Origin of the sequence: Levilinea saccharolytica (genome assembly GCF_001306035.1) — a bacterium.
In the GTDB taxonomy this organism is placed as follows: Bacteria; Chloroflexota; Anaerolineae; order Anaerolineales; family Anaerolineaceae; genus Levilinea; species Levilinea saccharolytica.
The window spans coordinates 21542-28320 of the sequence record NZ_LGCM01000010.1; the positions used below are offsets into that span (position 1 = coordinate 21542).

Consider the following 6779-nt stretch of genomic DNA (forward strand, 5'->3'; position numbering starts at 1 on the left):
ATGAGCATCCTCACCCTTGACGCTTGGGAACGCTTCACAGCGGGACACCCGCAGGCCCATGTGCTGCAAAGCGCTGCCTGGGGCGCGCTGAAGCGCACGTTTGGTTGGCGGCCGGTGCCGGTGGTACACGGCGGCAGCGGGGCGCTGGTGTTATTCCGGCGAGCCTTGCCTGGTGTTTCGGTGGGATATGTGCCCAAGGGGCCGCTGGGCGAAGACTGGGCGGGATTGTGGCCGGAAATTCACGCCGCCTGCCGCCGCGAGGGGGCCGTGTTCCTGAAAGTGGAGCCAGATGCCTGGGAACCGTTGGATGAAAAACGCCGCGCCCAGATGAACGGCTTTGTGGAGGGCGCCGCAACGATCCAACCGCGGCGCACCCTGGTGGTGGATCTGAGCGGCAGCGAAGCTGACATTTTGGGGCGGATGAAGCAAAAGACGCGCTACAACATTAAACTGGCCGAGAAAAAAGGCGTGGTGGTGCGGCAGTCGGAAGATGTGGGGGCCTTTAATCGTCTGATGGCTGTCACTGGCGCGCGGGACGACTTTGGGGTACATACCCCGGCCTATTATCAAAAGGCTTTTGACTGCTTTCCGGTGCAGGAACGGGCGCTGCTGCTGGCGGAATATGAAGGTCAGCCGCTGGCGGGGGTGATGGTTTTTGCGCACGGCGAGCGCTCCTGGTATTTTTACGGCGCATCCAGCGACGAAGAGCGCAATCGGATGCCCACGTATCTGGTGCAGTGGGAGGCCATGCGCTGGGCGCGCAGCCACGGATGCACAACGTATGACTTGTGGGGCGTGCCCGACGAGGAAGAAGAGGTTTTGGAAGCACAGTTTGAACATCGCTCGGTCGGATTGTGGGGCGTGTACCGCTTTAAGCGCGGTTTTGGCGGCAAGCTGCAGCGGGCGGCCAGCGCCTGGGAGCATGTTTATCACCCCACACTGTACCGCCTGTACCAGTGGTGGACGGGGCGGAGGCAGGCAGGAGGAGAGGCACAATGAGCCACTACTGCCTGATGTGCGGGACCTACTTGCAGATGGTACTGGACGATCAGCATGAACGCGAGGCCTGTCCAGCCTGCGGGTGGGTCTTTTACCCGCATTGGAAGGTATCGGCGGGGGTGGCGGTGGAAGCTAACGGCAAAGCTTTGCTGGCGCGGCGCGCTTTTGACCCGTGGAAGGATATGTGGTATTTTCCAGCGGGCTTTGTGGAAGTGGATGAGCTGCCCGAGGCGGCTGCGGTGCGCGAGGCGCGCGAAGAAACGGGTCTGGAAGTGCGCATTGGCGGTCTGGTGGGGGTCTTCCCCTATGACGACCCGCGCGGAAACGGGCTGTTTTTTCTGTATCGGGGCGAGGCTGTGGGCGGCAAACTGACCTGTACCGAAGAAATTCGGGAACTGGGATATTTTGCACCCGAAGCGCTGCCCCAGCCGATCTGCACAGCCCACGCGGAGGCCGTTTCTGTCTGGGCGCGAGGAGCCAAAGCATGAGGCGTGCGCTGGATCTGCAGGGTGAGGCCTGGAATGAGGTGGTTCGCGGCTTGCCAGGGGCGCATGTGCTGCAAAGCTGGGAATGGGCACAGGCCAAGAAAGCCAACGGTTGGGAGGCCTGCCCGCTGGTGTGGGAAGGGGATGGGGGCGTGCCGGAAGCGGCGGCGCTGGTGCTGAAACGGCCGCTGCGCGCGGGCGGGATCAATTTTGGGGTGAATGTGCTGTATGCGCCGCGCGGCCCGCTGCTGGATTGGGCCAATGAGGGGCTGCGCCGAAAGGTGCTGGACGACTTGCAGGCCTTTGCCCGCGCGGAAGGGGCCATCATGATCAAAATGGACCCGGAAGTGCAGTTGGGGGTGGGTGTTCCAGGGGCGGAAGACGCCCAGGAAGACGCCGTGGGCGCGCGCGTGAGTGAAGAGTTGATGCAGCGCGGCTGGCGTTATTCTGACGGCCAGGTGCAGTTTAAAAACACGGTTTGGGTGAATGTGGATGCGCCGGATGAGGTGCTTTTGGGGCGCATGAAGCAGAAAACCCGCTATAACCTGCGTCTGGCGGAACGGAAAGGGGTTGTGATCCGTTCTGGCGGTGAGGCGGACCTGGCAGATGTGTACCGCATGTACGCTGAGACCTCAGTGCGGGACGGGTTCGTGATCCGCGGTGAGGGGTATTACCGGCAGGTGTGGGAACGCTTTCTGCGAGCTGGTATGGCAGAAGTATTGCTGGCCGCGGTGGGAGACGAGACCGTGGCGGGGCTGATCCTGTTTCATTTTGGGGGCCGGGCCTGGTATTTGTATGGGATGTCGCGAAATGCGCACCGCGAGGCAATGCCCAATTACCTGCTGCAGTGGGAAGCCATGCGGCTGGCGCGGGCCAAGGGGTGCACCGTGTACGATTTGTGGGGCGCACCTGATCGGTTTGAGGAGAGCGATTCGATGTGGGGTGTCTACCGGTTCAAAGAGGGCCTGGGCGGCCGCGTGATTCGCACGCTGGGCGCCTGGGACTTTGCGAGCCGTCCTTGGTTCTATTCCCTTTACACGCGTACTTTGCCCCGACTGCTGGCGTTGATGCGGCGGCTAGGCAAGGCGCGCACCCGACAGGAGATGCTTGCATGATTCCGAGAGTTCGTATTGCCCATCTACCCACCCCGGTGGAAGCGTTACCGCGGCTCAGCGCAGTTCTCGGCGGCCCGCGGCTGTTGGTGAAACGCGATGACCAGACAGGCGTGGCCTTTGGGGGAAACAAGACCCGCAAATTGGAATATGTGATTGCAGAGGCTCAGGCCAACGGTGCGAAAACGTTGGTGACGATGGGCGGCATTCAATCCAACCACTGCCGTCAGACGGCGGCCCTGGCGCGGCGCTTTGGGTTCGACTGCATCCTGGTGCTCAACGGTCAGGAACCGGAAATGCCCAGTGGGAACCTGTTGGTGGATCATTTGTTTGGAGCGGAGATCGTTTGGACAAAGCGGCCGGAACGAAACCAGACCTTTGAGCGCACCTTTGAGCAGGCCTGGGAGGCGGGACGTCGGCCTTACAAAATCCCTTTGGGTGCCTCGAACGCGACCGGCGCTTTGGGTTATGTGGAGGCCATGGACGAGCTGGTGAATCAGGGGGTGGAAGCAGATTGGATCATTGTGCCGTCTTCTTCCTGCGGAACGCTTTCGGGGATGCTTTTGGGGGCGAAGCTGAAGGGGTTCAAGGGGAAAATCCTGGCCGTCAGCATTGATGTGCCGGTGGATGAAATGCGGGAAACCACCGCCGCGATGGCCAGCGAGGCATCTACACGCTTTGGTGAGAAAATTACTTTCCGACCGGAAGAGGTTCTGGTGAACGCGGACTACCTGGGGGCAGGCTACGCAGTGATGGGCGAATCGGAAAAAGAGGCAATTGAGCTTTTTGCCCAGGCGGAAGGGATGCTCTTAGGCCCGGTGTACACGGGTCGGGCTGCGGGCGGCATGATTGATCTGATCCGCAAGAAGTTCTTTAAGCCCGATGAAACGGTGCTGTTCTGGCATACGGGCGGGACGCCGGAACTGTTCGCGGATCCTTACGCGGCGCAACTGTTGGGCAAGCGCCCCTTGGGACCGGCGGCAGGGCAGGAAACGCGCAAGTAACCTGCTGGAAAGAAAAACAGCAACCGCCTGGCAGCCGTGCAACGGATGGCCAGGCGGTTGTTTCTGTTAACGGATGGGAGGTCAGTTGCTTGCAGGCCGCCAGACGGCGTCGAAATCTTCGGCGGGGTCATCGGTGACGCGGGTGAGGTTGGCGCCGGAGAGGCTGTTCATGCGGTACAGATCCAGATTTCCGTCCTGGGTGCTTTCAAACAAGAGCCAAAAACCATCGGGGCTGTAGGCCGCGTTGAGGGCTGGGCGAAATTCGGACACCGGAAAGGTGTCGGTGCTGATGGCCGGGTACTGCTTGGAGACCAGCCCCTGGGCGTTGGAACCGCGGGAAAAGACGATCACATCCCCGGCGGGGCTCCAGGCAGGGTAGGCTGCGGCGCCGTCGGATTGGCGGGAGAATTCGCGCACATTTTTCCCCTCGGCGTCCATGACCCAAATCTGGAGCACGCCCAGGCGGGTGCTTTCGAAGGCGATCCATTCACCGCTGGGCGACCAGGTGGGACGGATTTCATTGGTGGCGGTGTTGGTAAGGCGGGCGGCGCGGTTGGCGGCCAGATCGTAGATGAACACGTAGGGCACGTTATTCTGACGGATGGAGGTGAAGGCGATTTTGGCGCCGTCGGGTGACCAATCCGGTTCAAAGTCACCGCCGGGGGAAGACACCAGGGGGGTCAGGCCGCTGCCGTCGGTATTGATGAGAAATAGGCTGGAGCCTTTGTAGGTGGCCTGGCGGGCGCGGCAGGGGGAAACAAACACCAGGCGCTGCCCATCCGGCGACCAATCTGGCTGGCAGGCCCCATCGGTCAGGTCGGTGACCTGCGTCACCTGATTGTTATCCAGGCGCAGGGTGAAAATCTGATAGGTCCCCGTGCGGTTGGAGACAAAGGCGATCTGGCCGGGGTCTCCGCCGAGAGCGGTGGCCTGGGGAGGCAGCGTGGGGGTGGGCAGCTCTGGGGTGGCGGTGAGAGGTGGCGGCAGGGTATCTGTGGGGCTGACAGGCGGCGGCAGGGGCTGGGTGGGGCTGGGTGTGTCTGCGGCCGCGGCCAGGGCGGCGGTGGGAGCAGGCTGAGAGGGGGTTGAAAGGGCGGCAGAGGGCAGCTGGCCGCGCAGGACGAAAAAGACCAGCGCCAGACACAACCCAACCGCCAGCAGGCCGCCAAAGGCCGCCAGCAGCCAGGGGAAAGATCGCTGTTTGGGTTTGGCGGCTGCGCCGATGATGGAGCCGACTACCGCCTGGTTGGAGGACGCGGGCATCACCGTCTCAGATGTCTGTAAAATGCGCTGCCGGGCGGCGGTATTGGCCGAAAGCAGGGCCTGCTTAAAGGCGTCGGCGGAGGGGTAGCGGTCATCCATCTGCACCGACATGGCCTTTTCGATGACGGCGGTGAGCGCGGTGGAGACGCGCGGGTTCAGTTTGAGGATGGGGGTCAGTTGGGCGCTGCCCATCGCGCGCGCCAGGGCGTCTTCGGGGATGGTGTGGGTGAGGGCGGCATAGAGGGTGGCCCCCAGGGCGTATAGGTCGGAGCGCGGCTCGGTGCCCTGCCCATACTGTTCGGGCGGGGCGTAGCCGGGGGTGAGGGCCTGAGCGCCGATGGTGGTGGCCTGACCGGGGTCGATGGTCTTGGCCAGACCGAAGTCCACCAGGTAAATTTGACCGGCAGGGGTGATTTTGATATTGCCGGGCTTGATATCGCGGTGGATGACGGGCGGGGTGCGGGAATGGAGGTAGGTCAGGGCATCACAGACCGCGGAGCCGATGAGGACGATATCTTCTTCGGTGATGCGGTCGCGGCGGTCGATGCGCGTCAGCAGATCTTCACCCTCGATGAAATCCATGACCAGATACTGCCCCTGGCCTTCGATGACGAAGTGGTCGGTAACGCGCGGCAGGTTGGGATGGCGCAGGCTGGCCAGGATGGTGGCTTCGCGGCGGAATTGGCGGGTGGATTCTTGTGAGCCGAAGAGATTCTCTTTGACAGCCACGGCCACGCCCAGGCTTTCATCCACAGCACGGTAGATCGCGCCCATGCCGCCGCGGGCGATGATATTCTCGATCCGATAGCGGTTGTGGAGCAGCGCCCCAACAGCGACAGACATAAGTTGATCTCCGGAAGAAGGGGATGGGCTAAGGCGCGGTGAGGGCTGTCATCGGCCTCCAGACGGGGCCAAAATCGAAACCGGGGTCGCTGGTGAGGCGGATACGGTCAGCACCGTTGATATCCACCCGGAAGATATCGTGGTTGCGCCCGTCCGGCCAGCTTTCATAGATGATCCACAAATTATCGGGCGAGATATCGGGATCTGAAACGGGACCGATATCGGGAGAATTCAGGGGCGGGATGCGCAATTCGGGACCAGAGCTGCGGTTCTCGTAGGCCAGGAGCTGGATCCAGGGGATGGTGGGAGAAATCTTGCTGCGGGTGTAGAGCAGGAATTCACCGTCCGAAGACCACACCGGCGCGGTGTCGTTGACATCCCCGCTGGAGCTGTATTGGAACTGGGTAAAGCCCTGGTCGGACATAATCCAGATGTGGTTGAAGGTCATCTTGCGCACGAAGGCCAGCTGACGGGCACCTGGACGCCAGGCAGGTTGGAAATCGGCATGGCGGGTATCGGAGACCTCGGAGAGGGTGTCCTCGCTCATGTCGAGCACAAAGATGTGCGGAACGCCGTTGCGCATGGAGGTGAAGGCGATGCGGGAACCTTCCGGAGACCAGGCGGGATCAAAATCACCGGCCTGGGTGCGGGGCATGAGGCGGATATTTTTGCCGTCCGCGTTCATGAGGTAAATCTGGGCGTTCTCGTAAATTTCGTTGCGTTTCCCCGCGCAAGGAGAGATGAACGCCAATTGGCTGCCGTCGGGCGACCAGGCGGGCTGGCAGGCTCCATTGGGCATATCGGTGAGCTGACGCTGCTGAGAGCCGTCGGCGTTCATGATCCACAACTGGAAGGTACCGGAACGATCGGAGACAAAGGCGATCTGACCCAGTCCGCCGCCAAAGGCGGTGGGGGTGGGCGAGGGGGTACGCGTGGCGGTAACCGCGGGGGTTACGGCGGCGGCTTTGGGACGCGCCCTGAAGGAGCGCGGCTTCAAGGTGGCCGTGCAAAAGCTGGACCCCTACATCAATGTGGACCCGGGCACGATGAGCCCCTACCAGCACGGTGAAGTC

7 protein-coding genes are annotated in these 6779 nt (G+C 62.2%); 5 read left to right on the plus strand and 2 right to left on the minus strand.

Annotation, left to right across the window (positions count from 1 at the left end):
- Genes ADN01_RS02405 through ADN01_RS02420 form a run of 4 tightly spaced genes read left to right on the plus strand, consistent with a single transcriptional unit; the run spans position 1 to position 3600 of the window.
- Positions 1–999: a lipid II:glycine glycyltransferase FemX gene (locus ADN01_RS02405; RefSeq protein ID WP_062418703.1), complete on the plus strand. Its 999-nt coding sequence runs from the start codon at positions 1–3 to the stop codon at positions 997–999.
- Entirely contained in the window at positions 996–1487 is a 492-nt protein-coding gene (locus ADN01_RS02410) for an NUDIX hydrolase (RefSeq protein WP_062418702.1), read from the plus strand. Before ADN01_RS02405 ends, ADN01_RS02410 begins: the two co-directional genes overlap by 4 nt.
- The gene (locus ADN01_RS02415) at positions 1484–2599 is read left to right on the plus strand and encodes a lipid II:glycine glycyltransferase FemX (RefSeq protein ID WP_062418701.1); all 1116 of its coding nucleotides are present in this window, start codon (positions 1484–1486) and stop codon (positions 2597–2599) included. The genes ADN01_RS02410 and ADN01_RS02415 overlap by 4 nt, the downstream gene beginning before the upstream one ends.
- Entirely contained in the window at positions 2596–3600 is a 1005-nt protein-coding gene (locus ADN01_RS02420) for a 1-aminocyclopropane-1-carboxylate deaminase/D-cysteine desulfhydrase (protein WP_062418700.1), read from the plus strand. Before ADN01_RS02415 ends, ADN01_RS02420 begins: the two co-directional genes overlap by 4 nt.
- Positions 3601–3681: 81 nt before the next feature.
- On the opposite strand, the gene ADN01_RS02425 is transcribed toward ADN01_RS02420, so the two are convergent.
- Both ADN01_RS02425 and ADN01_RS02430 read right to left on the minus strand, forming a co-directional pair.
- Positions 3682–5706, minus strand: a complete 2025-nt coding sequence (locus tag ADN01_RS02425; RefSeq protein ID WP_075070902.1) for a protein kinase domain-containing protein — start codon at positions 5704–5706, stop codon at positions 3682–3684.
- Positions 5707–5734: 28 nt separating this feature from the next.
- Positions 5735–6544, minus strand: coding sequence for a TolB family protein (locus tag ADN01_RS02430; protein WP_075070903.1), 810 nt, complete (start codon positions 6542–6544; stop codon positions 5735–5737).
- Positions 6545–6614: 70 nt separating this feature from the next.
- Between ADN01_RS02430 and ADN01_RS02435 the strand changes: the two genes are divergently transcribed.
- The coding region (locus ADN01_RS02435) for a hypothetical protein (protein ID WP_152973998.1) at positions 6615–6779 on the plus strand (165 nt) is incomplete at its 3' end.

What these genes read in the sequence shown, in the direction of transcription:
- ADN01_RS02410 (WP_062418702.1), top strand. Translation starts at nt 996, where the DNA reads ATGAGCCACTACTGCCTGATGTGCGGGACCTACTTGCAGATGGTACTG.
- ADN01_RS02415 (WP_062418701.1), top strand. Translation starts at nt 1,484, where the DNA reads ATGAGGCGTGCGCTGGATCTGCAGGGTGAGGCCTGGAATGAGGTGGTT.
- ADN01_RS02425 (WP_075070902.1), bottom strand. Translation starts at nt 5,706, where the DNA reads ATGTCTGTCGCTGTTGGGGCGCTGCTCCACAACCGCTATCGGATCGAG.
- ADN01_RS02430 (WP_075070903.1), bottom strand. Translation starts at nt 6,544, where the DNA reads ATGAACGCCGACGGCTCTCAGCAGCGTCAGCTCACCGATATGCCCAAT.
- ADN01_RS02405 (WP_062418703.1), top strand. Translation starts at nt 1, where the DNA reads ATGAGCATCCTCACCCTTGACGCTTGGGAACGCTTCACAGCGGGACAC.
- ADN01_RS02420 (WP_062418700.1), top strand. Translation starts at nt 2,596, where the DNA reads ATGATTCCGAGAGTTCGTATTGCCCATCTACCCACCCCGGTGGAAGCG.